The sequence below is a fragment of the Anaerotignum sp. genome (assembly GCF_051877975.1).
Lineage (GTDB): Bacteria > Bacillota > Clostridia > Lachnospirales > Anaerotignaceae > Anaerotignum_A.
Map to the genome: position 1 here is coordinate 43297 of NZ_JBJEJK010000036.1, position 15865 is coordinate 59161.

At 45.8% G+C, this 15865-nt stretch carries 16 protein-coding genes and 2 tRNA genes; 3 read left to right on the forward strand and 15 right to left on the reverse strand.

Annotated features, from left to right (window positions below):
• Positions 1–147: 147 nt before the first annotated feature.
• Positions 148–1140 (reverse strand): phosphate acyltransferase PlsX, encoded by a 993-nt coding sequence (plsX, locus tag ACI39P_RS06110; protein ID WP_439719788.1) that lies wholly within the window; start codon positions 1138–1140, stop codon positions 148–150.
• A 197-nt stretch (positions 1141–1337) separates the two neighbouring features.
• On the opposite strand from plsX, the gene ACI39P_RS06115 reads away from it, so the two are divergent.
• Entirely contained in the window at positions 1338–2111 is a 774-nt protein-coding gene (locus ACI39P_RS06115; RefSeq protein ID WP_439719789.1) for an AIM24 family protein, read from the forward strand.
• Positions 2112–2205: 94 nt separating this feature from the next.
• Here the strand turns inward: ACI39P_RS06115 and rpmF are convergent, their stop codons facing one another.
• From rpmF to ACI39P_RS06140, 5 genes are all read right to left on the reverse strand, one after another.
• Positions 2206–2385: a 50S ribosomal protein L32 gene (rpmF, locus tag ACI39P_RS06120; RefSeq protein WP_066090780.1), complete on the reverse strand. Its 180-nt coding sequence runs from the start codon at positions 2383–2385 to the stop codon at positions 2206–2208.
• Between the two features lie 2 nt (positions 2386–2387).
• A complete protein-coding gene (locus ACI39P_RS06125) occupies positions 2388–2894 on the reverse strand; it encodes a YceD family protein (protein ID WP_439719790.1) in 507 nt (168 codons plus the stop codon).
• Positions 2895–2943: 49 nt separating this feature from the next.
• Positions 2944–4140: an acetate/propionate family kinase gene (locus ACI39P_RS06130; RefSeq protein ID WP_439719791.1), complete on the reverse strand. Its 1197-nt coding sequence runs from the start codon at positions 4138–4140 to the stop codon at positions 2944–2946.
• A gap of 193 nt (positions 4141–4333) precedes the next feature.
• A complete protein-coding gene (gene pta, locus ACI39P_RS06135; RefSeq protein WP_439719792.1) occupies positions 4334–5335 on the reverse strand; it encodes a phosphate acetyltransferase in 1002 nt (333 codons plus the stop codon).
• 194 nt (positions 5336–5529) lie between these two features.
• Positions 5530–6585: an ATP-binding protein gene (locus ACI39P_RS06140; protein ID WP_439719793.1), complete on the reverse strand. Its 1056-nt coding sequence runs from the start codon at positions 6583–6585 to the stop codon at positions 5530–5532.
• Positions 6586–6921: 336 nt separating this feature from the next.
• Here ACI39P_RS06140 and ACI39P_RS06145 point away from each other — a divergent pair, with 336 nt between their 5' ends.
• Positions 6922–8145, forward strand: a complete 1224-nt coding sequence (locus ACI39P_RS06145; RefSeq protein ID WP_439719794.1) for a nucleotidyltransferase — start codon at positions 6922–6924, stop codon at positions 8143–8145.
• 127 nt (positions 8146–8272) lie between these two features.
• Entirely contained in the window at positions 8273–9382 is a 1110-nt protein-coding gene (locus ACI39P_RS06150) for a nucleoside recognition domain-containing protein (RefSeq protein ID WP_439719795.1), read from the forward strand.
• 1 nt (position 9383) lies between these two features.
• Here the strand turns inward: ACI39P_RS06150 and ACI39P_RS06155 are convergent, their stop codons facing one another.
• The 9 genes from ACI39P_RS06155 to ACI39P_RS06195 form a co-directional block, all read right to left on the reverse strand.
• On the reverse strand, positions 9384–9887 hold the full coding sequence (locus tag ACI39P_RS06155; RefSeq protein WP_439719796.1) for a hypothetical protein: 504 nt from the start codon (positions 9885–9887) through the stop codon (positions 9384–9386).
• A gap of 10 nt (positions 9888–9897) precedes the next feature.
• Positions 9898–10377: a pantetheine-phosphate adenylyltransferase gene (coaD, locus tag ACI39P_RS06160; RefSeq protein ID WP_439719797.1), complete on the reverse strand. Its 480-nt coding sequence runs from the start codon at positions 10375–10377 to the stop codon at positions 9898–9900.
• On the reverse strand, positions 10374–10934 hold the full coding sequence (rsmD, locus tag ACI39P_RS06165) for a 16S rRNA (guanine(966)-N(2))-methyltransferase RsmD (protein WP_439719798.1): 561 nt from the start codon (positions 10932–10934) through the stop codon (positions 10374–10376). Before rsmD ends, coaD begins: the two co-directional genes overlap by 4 nt.
• A gap of 103 nt (positions 10935–11037) precedes the next feature.
• The gene (gene recG / locus ACI39P_RS06170; RefSeq protein WP_439719799.1) at positions 11038–13254 is read right to left on the reverse strand and encodes an ATP-dependent DNA helicase RecG; all 2217 of its coding nucleotides are present in this window, start codon (positions 13252–13254) and stop codon (positions 11038–11040) included.
• Entirely contained in the window at positions 13148–14788 is a 1641-nt protein-coding gene (locus tag ACI39P_RS06175) for a DAK2 domain-containing protein (protein WP_439719802.1), read from the reverse strand. Before ACI39P_RS06175 ends, recG begins: the two co-directional genes overlap by 107 nt.
• Positions 14789–14849: 61 nt before the next feature.
• On the reverse strand, positions 14850–15206 hold the full coding sequence (locus ACI39P_RS06180) for an Asp23/Gls24 family envelope stress response protein (RefSeq protein ID WP_439719800.1): 357 nt from the start codon (positions 15204–15206) through the stop codon (positions 14850–14852).
• A 174-nt stretch (positions 15207–15380) separates the two neighbouring features.
• Entirely contained in the window at positions 15381–15539 is a 159-nt protein-coding gene (locus tag ACI39P_RS06185) for a hypothetical protein (RefSeq protein WP_439719801.1), read from the reverse strand.
• Positions 15540–15607: 68 nt separating this feature from the next.
• Positions 15608–15679: transfer RNA gene (locus ACI39P_RS06190), tRNA-Gln, on the reverse strand.
• A gap of 30 nt (positions 15680–15709) precedes the next feature.
• Positions 15710–15781 (reverse strand) — tRNA-Gln (locus ACI39P_RS06195).
• Positions 15782–15865 lie beyond the last annotated feature (84 nt).

The window sequence follows — 15865 nt, forward strand, 5'->3', positions numbered from 1 at the left end:
AGCAAAAAAACTGGAAAATTCAGAAAATGTTTACAAATGGTCTGCCGGGAAAAACGACAGACCATCGCCCTGATTTTATGGGATTCTTCCATGATATCCAACGATACTTCTTTCGACTGCCTGCAAGCCGGAAGGATGCATAAAACCTTAAATCTTATCCTTAATCTTGCCGATGATATCTGCTTCTGTGAACAGCACACACTGGCGCACAGCGTTCTTAAACGCCTTGGCATTGGAACTGCCATGGGCTTTCACGACCAAAGATTTCAGACCGATAAAGGGCGCCCCGCCGATCTCATCAGAGTCCAAAAATTTCTTCATATTTTTGAAGGGAGTTTTCAAAATCAAAGCGCCTACCTTGTAGAAGCCTTTCATGATCTCCCCTTTCAGGATATCAAAAATCGTTTTTGCCAGGCCTTCCGATAATTTCAGAATCGTATTGCCCACAAAGCCATCGCAAACGACAACATCCGCTTCCCCATAGGGGATATTTCTGGGTTCGATATTGCCTGTAAAATTGATATTATCTGCCTGTTCCAGCAATTCATAGGTTTCCTTTGTCAGGGCATTTCCTTTTTCTTTTTCTGCGCCGATATTCACCAATGCAACCTTGGGATTTTTGATTCCAAAAACATTTTCCACGTAAACAGAGCCCATTTTTGCAAACTGTTCCAGATATTTTGCCTTACAGTCAACATTAGCACCGCTGTCCAGCAGGAATGTAAAACCATTTTTAGTCGGCAGGCATGTCCCCAAAGCAGGACGCTCGATACCAGGCAAACGGCCTACGATCAGCAGAGCACCCGTCAGCAAGGCACCCGTACTGCCGGCAGAAACGATTCCATCTGCCTCACCGTTTTTTACCAGATTCAAAGCAACTACCAAAGAGGAGTCTTTCTTGCGGCGAATAGCCATTGTCGGCACTTCATCTGTGCTGATAACCTCAGAAGCATGTACCACTTCGATACGCTCCTGATCGTATTCATATTTTGCCAGCTCCGCCTTCACCACATCTTCCTGTCCGACCAGCTTGATGTTTACATTCAGTTCTTTGACCGCTTCTACTGCACCTTTGACCGTTTCCACCGGTGCATAATCGCCGCCCATTGCATCCAGTGCAACTGTAATTCTTTTCTCCATATCTCTTCCACCTTTCTGTGGGATTTTTTATGCGTTATCTTTTAGTATACAGAAATTATATAAAAATTACAATCTTTCCTTTCTTTTCTTTTTCGTTTTCTTTTTATAAAAAAATTAAGAAAGTCTTTCATTGCTCCCAAATCCTTTCTATGATACGATCATTTCATAAACATATAAATCCGAAGGAGGTTTTCTTTATGTATCAAATCAAAAATTTCACCGCTAATGACGATATTCGTGTATTAGACACATTGGGGCCCTTCACGGTCATCGAATATCTTCGCGATTTAAGCGTTACTCCTCTCAATGCGCAGGCAACTTATTTTGCCAATAAAATGAATATTCGCAAACGCCAGGTCATCTGCGATCTTTCCAAGGCAAACGTAACAATTCAGGCAGGCGCAATGCAGTGGATGGTCGGCAATGTCAATGCCACTACAGGGATCAAAGGGGTCGGCGATCTGTTTGGCAAAGCCATGCGCGGCAAAGTAACCGGTGAATCCGCCATTAAGCCCGAATACACAGGCAATGGCACATTGGTGCTGGAACCTACATATAAATACATCCTTTTGGAGAATCTGGCAAATTGGAATGGTGCTATTGTTTTAGATGACGGTCTGTTTTTGGCCTGCGATTCCAACCTGAAGCACAAAGCCGTCATGCGTTCCAATCTTTCCTCCGCTGTTGCCGGCAATGAAGGTCTGTTCAATCTGGGCATCGTTGGCGATGGTATCGTTTGCCTGGAATCCCCCTGCCCTAGGGAAGAACTGATTGAAATCACCTTGCAGGATGATGTACTGAAAATTGATGGCAATATGGCGATCGCGTGGAGCGGCTCTCTGGATTTCACTGTAGAGCGTTCCGGCAAAACACTGATCGGTTCTGCTGCCTCCGGCGAAGGTTTGGTCAATGTTTACCGCGGCACAGGCAAAGTACTGCTGGCCCCTGTTGTGGCAGCTGCAAATATCTAATTTTATAGTTTTTCAAAGGGTGATACAAATGTCGTATCACCCTTTTTTATTAAAACAAAAAGGCAGCATTTCTGCTGCCTTTCAAAATCAACAATTAGTCAACTTTGATGATTGTTTTTTTGTTGTAAGCACCGCAAGCTTTGCAAACCTGGTGAGGAACCATCAGTTCGCCGCATTTGCTGCATTTTACCAGGCTGGGGGTTGCGATTTTCCAGCTCTGTGCTTTTCTCTTGTCTCTTTTGGATTTAGACACTCTACCTTTGGGTACAGCCATTTCTACACCTCCTCGTCATCATTGAAAAGAGCCCTCAAACTTTCGAACCTAGGATCTCTTTCTGTACGGTCGCATCCGCAATCGCCATCGTTCAGATCCTTGCCGCAGACAGGACAGAGCCCCTTGCAGTCCTCCCTACAAAGTACCTTCATAGGAAGTTCTCCAATGATACCTCTTTTCACAAAATCCGCAAGATCGATCTGATCTCCCGTAAAAGTTTCTGTCTCTTCGTTTTCTCTGCCTGTATGAGCAAAACGTTCCTTAATTTCGAAGCAAAGCTCTTTTCTGACAGGGGCCAGACAACAGCTGCATTCCATCAGCACTGCTGTTTCCCCCTTTACATCCAGAACGAAAACATCGTCTTCATTCTTAAGAGTTCCCTCAATTTTTACAGGCTCTACAAATTCCACAACATCAGGATAATCTTTTGCATCATTGATCTGCTCTACCAGTTCCACGGGCAGGGTCGCCCCTTTCCGGTTGAACAGATATCCCATTTCAATAATCACATAAATCACCCCTAAACAGTCGTACTAAAATATTATATAGAAGTTACTCTTATTTGTCAAGCAATTCCTTTGTATCTCTTGCAATTACCAGTTCTTCGTTTGTAGGGATAACCAGTACTCTTACTCTGGAATCGGGAGCAGAGATTTCGATTGCTTTGCCTCTCAGAGAGTTGTTGTAGGAGTCAATGTGAACGCCCATGTAGCCCAGGTAGTCGCAGATTGCTCTTCTTGTTGTAGCGGAGTTTTCGCCCAGACCAGCTGTGAATACGATACAGTCAACGCCGTTCATAGCAGCTGCGTAAGCGCCGATTCTCTTTGCTACTTTGTAAGCGAATACGTCCAGAGCTGCTTCTGCTCTGTCGTTGCCGTGTTCAGATGCTTCTTCAACATCACGGAAGTCGCTGGAAACACCGGAGATACCCAGTACACCGGATTTTTTGTTCAGGATGTTATCCATTTCATCGGGTGTCAGGTTTTCTTTCTTCATCAGGTATGTGATAACAGCTGCGTCAACGTCACCTGCTCTGGTACCCATTACCAGGCCTTCCAGAGGTGTGAAGCCCATAGTTGTATCGATGGATTTACCGTTTCTTACTGCACAGATGGAACCGCCGTTGCCCAGGTGGCAAGTGATTGTCTTTGTCTGGTCATAAGGTCTGTCCAGCATTTTTGCAGCTTCTTCAGATACGAATCTGTGGGATGTGCCGTGGAAGCCATATCTTCTGATTTTATATTTTTCATAGTATTCATAAGGCAGAGCATACAGCCATGCTCTTTCGGGCATTGTCTGATGGAAAGCTGTATCGAATACTGCTACCTGAGGTACACCGGGCATGATTTCTTCGCAAGCGTGGATACCGATCAGGTTTGCAGGGTTGTGCAGAGGTGCCAGATCGCAGCATTTTTCGATCGCTTCGATAACTTCGGGTGTGATTACTACGGAGTTTGCGAAGTATTCACCACCATGTACTACACGGTGACCAACTGCGTTGATTTCTTTCATGCTCTTTACTACGCCGTATTCAGGGTTTGTCAGGGCATCCAGAACCATTTTAACGGATACGCTGTGGTTTTCCTGATAATCATCGAAGATAACTGCTTCTTTGCCAGCAGGCTGGTGTTTCAGTCTGGAACCTTCGATACCGATTCTTTCGCACAGACCTTTTGCCAGTACGCCTTCTGTTTCCATGTCGATCAGCTGATACTTCAGGGAGGAGCTGCCGCAATTCAGTACAAGAACTTTCATTTTTTTCTCTCCTTTAAATTCACTATAATTTTTAAAACCGTGGGACACTGTCCCACACCCTGCCCCCTTTTTGAAAAAGCGGGCCAAAAACTTTTATTCTGTGATTGCACTGTAAGTGCAATCACGACCCGGGTCAAGGAGCTGAGCCCCTTGCGGGTGTATTGAGGGCAGAGCCCTCAAGGTCTTTCTTTTTTTATTTGCCCATTACCTGAGCTTGTACGCTCGTCAGAGCAACTACTGCAACGATATCATTTGCAGAGCAGCCTCTGGACAGGTCGTTAACGGGTTTTGCAATCCCCTGCAGAATAGGGCCAAATGCTTCTGCGCCGCCAAATCTCTGTACCAGTTTGTAACCGATGTTACCTGCGTCGATATCAGGGAATACCAGAACGTTTGCTTTACCAGCTACTGTAGAGTTGGGTGCTTTCAGTTCGCCAACTTCTTTTACGATAGCTGCGTCCAGCTGGATTTCGCCATCCAGTTTCAGTTCGGGATATTTTTCTTTCGCGATCTTAACAGCGTCAACAACTTTTGTTACGTCAGCATGTTTTGCGGAACCCATTGTGGAATGGCTCAGCATAGCAACTCTTGCTTCTTTGCCGATGAAAGCGCTGTAGGATTTTGCGGAATCGCCGGCGATGCAAGCCAGTTCTGCGGGGTTGGGGTTCTGGTTCAGGGCACAGTCAGCGAACAGCAGGATACCGTCATCGCCATACTGAGGTGTTTTTGTAACCATGATGAAGAAAGAGGATACCAGTTCTGTGCCAGGTGCTGTTTTCAGGATCTGCAGAGCAGGTCTCAGTGTATCAGCTGTGGAGTGGATTGCACCGGATACCATACCATCTGCAACACCCATTTTTACCAGCATAACGCCAACGAACAGAGCATCATCCAGCAGAAGTTTTCTTGCTTCTTCCAGTGTCATGCCTTTGCTCTTTCTAGCTTCTGCCAGGCCTGCAACCATTTCATCCATTCTTTCATAGTTTTCAGGATCTACGAAGATTGCTTTGGAAACATCGAAGGAACCAGCTGCTTCCATGATCTTTTCTTTGTTACCGATCAAAACGATATCTGCCAGTTCATCTCTCAGGCATTCAGCCGCTGCTTCCAGATTTCTTTTTTCATAGGATTCGGGCAGAACGATAACTTTCTTATCTGCCTTTGCTTTTGCTTTCATTGTGCTTAAAAAATCCACAGGTATTACCTCCTATTTTATAAAATACTTTTAACGTTTGCATTACCTTTTATATTGCACCCATTTTGAAAAACGGACATGCATATCTATTTTATTATAAACAAAACATGCTCTGCATACAAGAGTATCCCACAAAAAACCGTAATTTTTTTATAAAATTGATTTTTCTTTCCGGAGAATCATACGCTTTTGCCTCAGGACATTTCATCCACTACGGGGAATTCCATAAAGAAGGTCGTTCCCATATATTCCCGGCTTTCAATACGGATACTGCCGCCCAAGGAAGCCACTGCCGCATGCACCACATCCAAACCAACGCCTCTGCCGGAAAACAAAGTTGCGCTGTTCTTTGTGGTAAAACCAGGGCGAAGCAGAAAAGCATAGATTTCGCTGTCCTCATATTCTTCCTCCGGCTTTTTCAGCAGTCCTTTTTCTTTGGCTTTTTCCAATATCTGATTGCGGTTCAGCCCCCGTCCGTCATCCCGGAAGGCAACAAAGACCCGCTGCCCCGCCTTCTGGATCTCCACAGAGATTTCCCCCACAGGGGTCTTCCCCATGCATTCCCGATCCGCTACCGATTCCAAGCCATGATCCATGCTGTTTTTCATCATCTGCAAAACCGCCATGGAAATCTTATCATAAATATCTCTGGGGACTTCCGTATCCGCACCGGATACTTTTACCATAAATTCCTTCTGCAGTTCCCTTCCCATCACCGTCGCCAGCCGTTCCATCTGAAGAATCAGCCCTTCAAAATTGGTATAGGGAATCCGCTGTTTTCCCTTTCTGGTATAAGCGATCTGATAACTGGGGCCTTCCGGCTCGTTTTCACTATCTACATGGGACAGGAAATTCTTGATGCGGCGCACCACCGCCCAGCCAAAATCCGTTACCTCATCGTCTGTTTCCAATCGGCGCAGTTCCCTTTTCAAAAAACCGGAAACCATACGCAAAAGTTGTAAAATCGTCTGCAGATCCTTCTGCGCCGGTGTTGTTTCCTCCCGCAGGTAAGAAAACAGATCCTCTGCCGCATGGGCCGTTTCGGAAATGGCAGGATACCCCATCATAGATGCAGAGCCTTTGATGCTATGCATCACACGAAACAGGCTGTTTACTTCTTCCGGCGTCACTTCAAATTCTTCCAAATTTGCTTTGGATTCAATAAACCCATCGATTTTATCTACATTTTTCCAGGTTTCTTCCAGAAAAAGCTCCTGCAAATAATCTGGATTTTCTACAAACCTCTCCACTTCATCATCCTCTTACTACATTATGTCAAAAGAAGTTCGCCCCTCTTTTTTATCTCATTATCGTTCTCTTGAGGAAAGAAAAAAGAGAGCGTTCTTTTCCGCTTCCTTCTTTCCCCATGATAACACAAGTATAGACCTAAACGCAGAAAATTTCCAGTTGATTTTATCAAAAAATCTCAAAAAATGTGGTATACTTTTACTAAATTCAAAAACGTCTTTTTATGAGATATTTTTGTCCGTAAAAAAGAGCTATTGGAAAAGATACTTAAAAATAACAGGAAAATCCTGCTTTGAAAATATTTTATCAATCCCATTGCAAAGAAAGGATGAGAAACCATGAAAACCCTTGGTATCATTACCGAATATAATCCCTTCCACAAGGGGCACGCATATATGATCGAAAAAGCAAAGCGCAAAGCCAACGCAGACCGTGTCGTTGTGGTAATGAGCGGCAGTTTTGTCCAAAGGGGCGAACCGGCCATCTTTGACAAATGGACAAGGACAGAAGCCGCCCTGAAAAACGGCGTGGATATGGTGCTGGAACTGCCGGTTCTCTTTGCCGCATCCAAGGCAGAGACTTTCGCCCGTGCCGCTGTTCGTATTTTGTCAGAGAGCGGTATTGTGGATGTCCTGTGTTTCGGTTCAGAAAGCGGAGACCTGCACTCCCTGCAGGAAGCAGCTAAGCTGATGGCCAATGAAACCGAAGAATTTCAGCGTCTGCTGAAGGAACAACTGGACGAAGGTCTTTCCTACCCCTCCGCCCGGGCAAAGGTACTGGAAACCGTTTCCCATATCAGCAGCGAAATTTTATCCCGACCCAATCATATTTTAGGGTTGGAATACCTGAAAGCACTGGACTATTATTCCTGTTCCATAGAACCTATGACCATCAAACGGGAAGGCGATTATAACAGCACTTCCCTCACCGATGGCTATGCCTCTGCGGCGGCTATCCGCAAGGCTCTGGCTGAAAACCGCAGCACAGAAGCCATGACGCAGCTGCCGGAAAATACCCACGATCTTTACAATAAGGCACTCTCCCTGGGTACTGCCCCCGTTTTCTGGGAAGAACTGGCGCCAGCCCTACATTATAAACTGCGTACCACTTCTGCGGAGGAACTGCGGGAAATTGCAGAAGTAACAGAGGGTTTAGAAAATCGCATCCTGCGTTCCATCGAAACCTGCTATGAAATCAATGACATTATGGATTTCATCAAGACCAAACGCTATACCCGTACAAAAATTCAGCGCATTTTGCTCCATATCCTGCTGGATATCAAGGAAAAGGAAGTTTCTTATTTTTTAAATCTTCCCAAAATGCCTTATATCCGCGTGCTGGGCTTCCAAAAGGAACATTCCGATCTTCTGGCGGAACTGACGGAAAACGCAAAATGCCCTGTACTGACCAATCTGAAAAAAGCTCCTGCTCTTCTCAATGAAGACGGGCTGGCCCTGCTGGCATTGGAAAAAACTGCTACAGACCTCCATGCGATGGCATACCCGAACCCCATCTACCGCAGCCCTAATCAGGATTTCACCAAACCTTTGGTGATTTTATAATCATGAAATGGAAAAAACAAGCATATATCATAAAAGCGGAGAAAAAAAGCCGTGGGAACTCCTTCGACAAATTGATTTGTACGAAAAGATTCCTCGGCTTTTTTACATACACAAACGGAGGGATTTCATGAAAAAGACAACACTCATCCTTGGGTTTTCCACCTGTTTTTTGCTCTGGGCCCTTTTGCGTTTTCCCGAAGCAATGCTTGCCGCCTCTGCCGAAAGCGTTCAACTTTGGCTGACGAAAGTATTTCCCTCTCTTTTTCCTTTCATTGCCGCCTGCAGCCTTCTTTTGCATATCGGTGCTGCGGAACGGATGGGGGCCATACTGCGCCCGTTGATGCAGCCATTATTTCGTCTGCCCGGCATTGCCGCATTCCCTTTCTTTTTGGGAATCCTCTCCGGTTATCCTATGGGGGCAAAAATCACCGCCATGCTCTATGAAAAAAAACTGCTTACTTTGGAAGAAGCCCAACATATCCTGGTTTTTTCCAATAACCCCGGCCCACTGTTCCTGATTGGTACTATCGGCGTGGGCTTTTTTCACATGCCCATTTTAGGGTATCTGCTGCTGTTTTCTTCTTTCTTTGGGGCTGTTGTTACCGGAATCCTCTGGAGGTTCCGCCGGAAAAACGCCTTCTTCTCCCCACGAACATCCCCTGCTTCTGTTTCTGAATTTTCCGTTACAGAAGCCCTCTCTGCTTCTGTTTCCGATGCAGTAAATACCATCCTGCTAATCGGTGGATATCTTATTCTATTTGGTGCTATTTCCGAAGCCATGGAACAGGCAAATCTTTTTTCTCTGCTCTCCTGCCTGCTCTTTTTCCTGCCCCTTGCCCCCGAAACCCTACGGGGCTTTTGCAGCGGTATTCTGGAAATGACCAACGGTGCCTATCTTCTGAGCCTTTCCCCCGATGGGCTTCGCCTGCGGTTGGCTCTGGTGGCTTTTCTGGTTTCCTTTGGCGGCCTTTCTATTTTAGGGCAGACCTTTGGTGTCCTTGCCAGGCTTCCTATATCTAAAAAAAGCTACATCAAGGGGAAGGCCTTGAATGGTCTTTTCAGCTGTCTTTTCTTCTATTTTCTCTATCCATTTTTCGAGCAAAACGCACAAAAAGCAGTCCCCGTGTTTTCTTTCTTCACGGAAACTGCTCTTACGCTGTCGTTTTTATGGCTCCTGCCGAGTCTGCTTTTCCTTGGGACCCTCTGCTGCGCTCTTATCTTAAAAAGAAAAAGATAGCTTATTTACCAACACGAAGTTCCTGGATATTTTCAGCCAGTACATTCAATGTCTGCGCAAAGTAATCATCGGTCTTTATGCTTTCGCTGTAAACAACTGCTTTCAGTTCTTTCAGTTTGCCTTCTGCATCTGCCAGCACGCTTTCCGCGTATTCCATAGCACCCAGACGCATTTCTTTAGAGGTTTTCTTTGCAGAATCAATGATGGCCGCAGCCTGTTCATAGGCTTTCTTTGTTACTTCGTTTTCATCGACCATACGAACCATGCGGTCTTCCGCATTTTGCACGATCTCATCCGCTTCTCTCTGGGCATCAATCAAAATCTTATTTCTTTCTTCGATGACCCATTTGGACTGTTTCAGTTCATTGGGCAGCTTCATGCGGATCTCACTGATGATATCGTAAATTTCTTCTTTATCCACGGAAACCTTGTTGCTGAAAGGCACAGCCTTGCTGCTGTCCATTACATCTTCCAATTCATCTAATAACTGCAGTACAGAATCCATTCTATCTCCCTCACTTCTGATATTTTTCTATAATAAACGGTTTGATTTCAGCGGGCACCATAAAACTGATATCCCCGCCGAAAACTGCAACTTCCTTCACATTTGTAGAACTCAATGCCAAATGTTCTTCATCCGCCGCCAGATAGACGGTTTCCATTCCCTCATACAGCTTACGGTTGATGAGAAACATCGGATATTCCGCGGAAAAATCCAGTGTATTCCGCAGCCCTCTGACTGCGATATTTGCACCGATCTCCTTCGCGAAATCCACGAAAAGTCCCTGAAAAGAAGCGACCTCTACATTTTCAATATGTTTTGTTGCCAATTCTAAATGGCTTTTTCTTTCTTCCACGGTAAACAGAGATTTTTTGTTGGGGTTTTCCAACACTGCTACCACAAGACAGTCAAATAAATTTGCGGCTCTTTCAATAATATCCATGTGACCCAGTGTCACAGGGTCGAAACTGCCCGCATAAATTGCTTTTTTCATACTACTTCTTCCTCCTGGCACAAGAACGTCAGGATCGTGGTCTTGTACACTTTTTCACGCAGGACAGTCATGCCTGCCGGGGGTGTCAGGGGAATCTGCGCGGAACGCTCCGCAATAAGATATCCTTCTTTTTTCAGAAGTCCCTTCTCCAGGATTTTTCCCAGCACAGGTTCATACAGCCCGGATTCATAGGGCGGATCCATAAAGATGATATCGAATGTTTTTCCTTCCGCCGCCAGTTTCTCCAGTGCAGAAAAAACATCTGTTTTCATCAATCTTGCCCGATCCTGCAGCTTAGTATGCTGCAGATTGGCCGTGATGACCTTCTGACATTCTGCCGCATCCTCCACGAATACTGCCTCTGCCGCACCCCTGGAAAGGGCTTCGATCCCAATGGCACCGCTGCCGGAAAAAAGATCCAGAAAGCTGCACGCAGGCAAATCGAACGCTATGATATTAAAGAGAGTCTCCTTGATGCGATCCGTCGTCGGTCTGGTCGCCAGCCCTTCGATGGTCTGCAGATTGTGACCCTTTGCTGCTCCTGCAATGACACGCATACTTTCTGCACCACCCAAAACACCTAATTCTACATCATATCGTTTAGAGTATAACAAAAAAATTTTCAATTGACAACCAAAAAGAAAAAAAACAACGAAAAACTCACATCTCCAGACTTTTTCCATCCAAATATCCTGCGATATGGGCTTTCAAAAGCTGATGTTCCTCCGCTTCCAGCTTCCTGTCCCGCTGCAGCAGTTCTGTTGCTGCCCTCTGAGCTTCTTTCAGAATCGCCATATCCTTATATAAATCGGCAATTTTCAATTCCGGCAGACCATGCTGGCGGATGCCAAAAAATTCGCCGGGGCCCCGCAGTTTTAAATCCTTTTCAGAAATGACAAAGCCATCCTCCGATTCCGTCATGGTCTTCATCCGTTCCTTTGCTACCTTCGTTTTCGTGTCGCTGACCAAAATGCAATAGGATTTTTCACTGCCGCGTCCTACCCGCCCTCGCAGCTGATGGAGCTGAGCCAGGCCAAACCGTTCCGCATTTTCAATCAGCATGATGGTTGCGTTGGGGACATTGATACCTACTTCAATGACTGTGGTAGAAACAAGAACATCTATATTCCCTGCCGCAAATCCATCCATAACAGCCTGCTTTTCCTTGGCTTTCATCTTTCCGTGGACACAGGCCACACGGCAATCGGGCAGTTCCTGCACCAATTCCTCTGTATACTGCAAAACAGACTGTACATCCAGCTTTTCATTTTCCTCTATCATCGGACAGATCACATAAGCCTGTCGGCCTGCTGCCACATGCTTGCGGATGAAAGCATAGATCCGCTGATGATAACGGCTGTCCACCGCAGAAGTGTCGATCTTCTGCCTGCCGGGGGGCAGTTCATCGATAATGGAAATATCCAAATCTCCATAAAGAATCAATGCCAACGTTCTGGGGATAGGGGTCGCCGTCATAACTAAGGTATGGACATTCTCCCCTTTTTCCGTTAAAGTACTTCTCTGACGTACACCAAAACGATGCTGTTCATCAGTAATAGCCAAAGCCAGCTTGTGAAACTCCACCCCCGTTTGAATGACTGCATGGGTGCCAATAATTATTTGGGCTTCGCCATTTGCCACCTTCGCCAGCCGTTCCCGTTTTTCTTTGGCAGTCAGGCTGCCTGTCAGCAGCACCACCTCAATGCCCACAGGCTCAAAAATTTTCCGGAAGGATTCCGCATGTTGGCTTGCCAAAACCTCTGTCGGCGCCATCATGGCAGCCTGCCAGCCGTTTTGAATCACCCAATAGGCTGCGAGCATGGCAACGGCTGTTTTCCCGCTGCCCACGTCCCCCTGTATCAGGCGGTTCATGATCTTTCCAGAAGTCATATCTTTTTCAATTTCCTGCAAGACCCGCCGCTGTCCCCCCGTCAAGGCAAAGGGCAGCAGGGCTTCCCCCTCTTTTAAGGCTTTTTTCTTTTTCAGGATAATCCCTTTTCCCCTGTCTTCCAGGGTGTTTTTCAACTGATACAGAGCTGTTTGCAACAGAAAAAGCTCCTCGAAAACCAATCTCCTTCTGGCATCATAGAATCCCTGCTCTGTCTTGGGGAAATGAATGTTTTCAATGGCAAAATTCCGTTCCGCCAAATGATATTCCTTTCGCAGCCAAAGGGGTAGTTCCTCCCGCATACTGCCGCCCATCTGGTTCAAGGCTTCTTCCATCAGGTTCCGCAACATCTTCTGGGAAAGCCCCTCCACAGAAGGATATACCGGAATGATACGCCCGCCGGCAAAATTTTCACCGATACGCTCACATTCGGGAGAAACCACTTCCGTTCTGCCGTATTTTTTCTGCAGCTTCCCGGAAAAAAGATACCATTCGCCCATTTTTAGGGCATTTTTCATATAGGGCTGATTATACCACAGCACCCCCACAGAACCTGTCTCATCGTATACCTTCATGCGGGTATAGACCAGTCTGCCATGGCGGCTGTTTTGCCCTTCTTCTTTAATCTGTGCTAAAAAAGTCGAACTTTCATCCATGGGTAGATCTGCAATTTTCACGATCTCACTTCTGTCCTTGTATTCCCTGGGGTAATGGGTCAGCAGGTCTTCCACCGTATAAATATCCAATTTCTGCAATTTCCGCTCCCGCTGCTCGCCGATGCCCTTCAGGGCTGAAACCGGACTGTTCCATTCCATGGATGTTCCTCCTTTCCTTTGAAAAAAACAGACATTGGTTCCCCAATGCCTGTCCTTTTTATTCTTCTTATTCCACAGAAATAATATAGTAATACAGAGGCTGACCGCCGTTCTGTACTTCCACTTCACAATCAGGGTAATTTTCTTCGATAAATGCAGCCAGTTCCTCTGCATCCTCTTCTGTTGCATCCGCACCATAGTAGATACCGACTACTTCGCTGTCCTCTGTTACAGAAGCCTGAATGAGTTCCTTGGTGCCTTCCATCACATCCTCTGCAACCACTTCGATCTGATCATTCAGCATCCCCAAAATATTGCCTTCCTTGATTTCCTTATCACCAATGGAGGTATCTCTTACGGCATAGGTCACAGTAGCTGTGTTTACCATCTGAATGGCTTCTTTCATGGCTTCTTCCATGTCTTCAGGATCTGCACCATGCTCGAAGCAGAACATGGCACTGATGCCTTCCGGTACAGAACGGGTAGGAATCACATGCAGATTTTTATCCTCACTCATGGCTGCCGCCTGTTCCGCCGCCAGAATAATATTTTTGTTATTGGGCAGTACGAAGATATGATCTGCGTTGATCTTGTCCACCGCATTCAGAATATCTTCTGTGCTGGGGTTCATCGTCTGACCGCCTTCGATGACTTCATCCACACCCAAATTTTTGAAGATTTTTGTCAACCCTTCCCCTGCGGAGATAGATACAAAACCGACATCCTTTTTGGGCTGTTCCGCTGTAGGTACTGCTTCAGGTGCAGGCGCCGCCTTGGGGGCATCTGCGGCAAAGTTGATTTTATTGGTATGCTGTTCCCGCATATTGTCGATTTTCAGACCGCTCAGGCTGCCGATGGTCAGTGCCTTTTCGATAGCCAGACCAGGATGATCTGTGTGTACATGAATTTTAATGATCTCATCATCTGCCACACAAACGATAGAATCGCCAATGGTACCCAGATAAGATTTCAGACCCTGTGTCGTTGCTTCATCAGCATTTTTTACGTTGATGAAAAATTCTGTACAGTAACCAAATGTAATACTTTCATTTTCAATCGATGCCAAGGAAGCGAAATCCATTTCAGGCGCTGCCGCTGTGCTTTGTCCATCTGTCAGAGCAACCGGCAAATCGCCGCCCATCTGTTTCAGAGCACCCTCCAGAATATACAGCAACCCTCTGCCGCCGGCATCTACAACGCCAGCCTGTTTCAGAACAGGCAGCATTTCCGGAGTCTGCGCCAGCACTTCATGCCCGTATTCGATGATGCCCTTCAAAAAAGCTTCAATTTCTTCTGTTTCTTCTGCCAGCTTCGCGGCTGCTTCCGCACAGCCCCTAGCTACTGTCAGAATCGTACCTTCCTTGGGTTTCATAACGGCCTTGTAAGCTGTTTTCACCGCCTGGTCTGCCGCTGCCGCCAGTTCTTTCACGCCTGCTTCTTCCATTCCTTCCAAGCCTTTTGCAAAGCCACGGAACAGCTGTGACGTGATTACACCAGAGTTTCCTCTTGCGCCCCTCAGCGCACCACTGGATGCAGCTTTGAAAATATCAGCCACTTTCAAAGACCCATTTTTTTCAGTTTCTCTTGCTGCGGCCATGACTGTCAGAGACATATTCGTGCCTGTATCCCCATCAGGTACAGGAAATACATTCATTGCATCTACCAGCTGCTTATTGGCTGCCAATTCATTGGCGCCGGCAATAATCATTCTGCCCAGGCGAACGCCATTCAATGTCGTTGTACTACTCACCGGTATTTCCTCCTCTTGCTCAGTTGTCGACTCTCACGCCGTCAACAAAAATATTTACATCTTCCACTTCAACGCCTGTATATTCCTCCACAGAATATTTCACAGTGTTGATGATATTATCTGCAATGGCGGAAATATTCGTACCGTATTCTACAATGATATGCAAATCGATACTTACTTTGTTTACATCGATACGCATTTTGATTCCTTTTGTCAGGCTCTCCAACTTCAACAGCTGAACCAGACCGTCTTTCACATTTTTCGCAGCCATCCCAACGATGCCATAACATTCGATCGCAGCATAACCCGCAATTCTGGCAATGACTTCACGATCAATACTGATAACGCCATATTCATTTTCCAATTTTGCTGCCATAATGACCAGCCTCCTATTCTAAAGCCAGTGGCTATTTTTTTACAGAAATATAGATGTTAATAGTATACCATTAAATATGCAATTATAAAAGATGTTTTTGCATTTCCGACAAAAAAAGAAGGAGAATCTTTATTGAAAAATCAATAAAAACTCCCCCTTTTTCCAGAATATCCTTTATCTGCCGATCAGAGCACATGCTCTTTCGTATTCATCCTGATACACATAAATTTTATACTCATATCCCTTGGAGAGATCTTCCCCAAAGCTACCCATTCTAGCTCTGGAACCAGCCGTCATAGACGAAAGACTCTTTTTGTTCAAAATAATAATCATGAAGTCGCTTCCTTTTAATCTCTTGTTTTTTGTAATAGAAAAAGAGAGTCTATATAGACTCTCTTAAACTAGGGTAGCAGGATTCGAACCTGCGAATGACGGAATCAGAATCCGTTGCCTTACCGCTTGGCGATACCCCATTATACCAACTGTTCAGCTGGATTTGAGACCTGGGCTAGCTGGATTCGAACCAGCGAATGCAGGAGTCAAAGTCCTGTGCCTTACCGCTTGGCGATAGCCCAATATACGATAATGCAGACTAGCTGAATAAAAGCGCGAGACGAGATTCGAACTCGCGACCCTCGCCTTGGCAAGGCGATGCTCTA

What these genes read in the sequence shown, in the direction of transcription:
- plsX (WP_439719788.1), bottom strand. Translation starts at nt 1,140, where the DNA reads ATGGAGAAAAGAATTACAGTTGCACTGGATGCAATGGGCGGCGATTAT.
- ACI39P_RS06115 (WP_439719789.1), top strand. Translation starts at nt 1,338, where the DNA reads ATGTATCAAATCAAAAATTTCACCGCTAATGACGATATTCGTGTATTA.
- rpmF (WP_066090780.1), bottom strand. Translation starts at nt 2,385, where the DNA reads ATGGCTGTACCCAAAGGTAGAGTGTCTAAATCCAAAAGAGACAAGAGA.
- ACI39P_RS06130 (WP_439719791.1), bottom strand. Translation starts at nt 4,140, where the DNA reads ATGAAAGTTCTTGTACTGAATTGCGGCAGCTCCTCCCTGAAGTATCAG.
- ACI39P_RS06145 (WP_439719794.1), top strand. Translation starts at nt 6,922, where the DNA reads ATGAAAACCCTTGGTATCATTACCGAATATAATCCCTTCCACAAGGGG.
- ACI39P_RS06150 (WP_439719795.1), top strand. Translation starts at nt 8,273, where the DNA reads ATGAAAAAGACAACACTCATCCTTGGGTTTTCCACCTGTTTTTTGCTC.
- ACI39P_RS06155 (WP_439719796.1), bottom strand. Translation starts at nt 9,887, where the DNA reads ATGGATTCTGTACTGCAGTTATTAGATGAATTGGAAGATGTAATGGAC.
- coaD (WP_439719797.1), bottom strand. Translation starts at nt 10,377, where the DNA reads ATGAAAAAAGCAATTTATGCGGGCAGTTTCGACCCTGTGACACTGGGT.
- rsmD (WP_439719798.1), bottom strand. Translation starts at nt 10,934, where the DNA reads ATGCGTGTCATTGCAGGAGCAGCAAAGGGTCACAATCTGCAGACCATC.
- recG (WP_439719799.1), bottom strand. Translation starts at nt 13,254, where the DNA reads ATGCAGAGGAACTGGCTGCATTTATCGAAGAAAATTACCCTGATTGTG.
- ACI39P_RS06175 (WP_439719802.1), bottom strand. Translation starts at nt 14,788, where the DNA reads ATGATTATTGCCGGCGCCAATGAATTGGCAGCCAATAAGCAGCTGGTA.
- ACI39P_RS06180 (WP_439719800.1), bottom strand. Translation starts at nt 15,206, where the DNA reads ATGGCAGCAAAATTGGAAAATGAATATGGCGTTATCAGTATTGATCGT.
- ACI39P_RS06185 (WP_439719801.1), bottom strand. Translation starts at nt 15,539, where the DNA reads ATGATTATTATTTTGAACAAAAAGAGTCTTTCGTCTATGACGGCTGGT.